The sequence below is a fragment of the Halorubrum sp. SS7 genome (assembly GCF_005435055.1).
Taxonomy (GTDB): domain Archaea; phylum Halobacteriota; class Halobacteria; order Halobacteriales; family Haloferacaceae; genus Halorubrum; species Halorubrum salinarum.
The window spans coordinates 1-390 of record NZ_SGXV01000371.1 but is presented as its reverse complement, the minus strand read 5'-3'; the positions used below and the strand labels follow the sequence as shown (position 1 = coordinate 390).

The 390-nt window shown below is 63.3% G+C and carries 1 protein-coding gene; it reads right to left on the bottom strand.

Annotated features, from left to right (window positions below; translation table 11 throughout):
• Positions 1-390: sulfite exporter TauE/SafE family protein (locus EXE44_RS18440; RefSeq protein ID WP_137718081.1), on the bottom strand; the 390-nt coding region annotated here is incomplete at both ends.

The following is a 390-nucleotide window of genomic DNA, read 5'->3' as shown; positions in this document are numbered from 1 at the left end:
CGAGAGCGATTCCACCGGTGGTCGGAGAGCCGCTCGCGAAGGCGAACAGATACGCGGGATACAGCATCGGGCAGGGAAGAAACGCGTGGACGGCCCCGAGACCGACAATACTCGGGCTGTTGACGTGCCGGTGAACTCTCGTTGCGAGCCACGACGTAACGCGCTGGACGCCGGGTATTCGAATATCGCCTCCGCTTCCGCCAATGACATATCGAACGCCGGTCGCCACAATGAACCCTCCTACCGCGAGACCGACAGCACCCCGCAGGAGATCGGCGATCGGTGTTAGTTGGTCAGCGGTAACGAACACGACGCTCCCGAGCGCGCCGAAGAGGGTCCCGAGAATCGCGGACGTCGTCGCTCGGCCGACGTTGAACAGGAAGTGCTGGC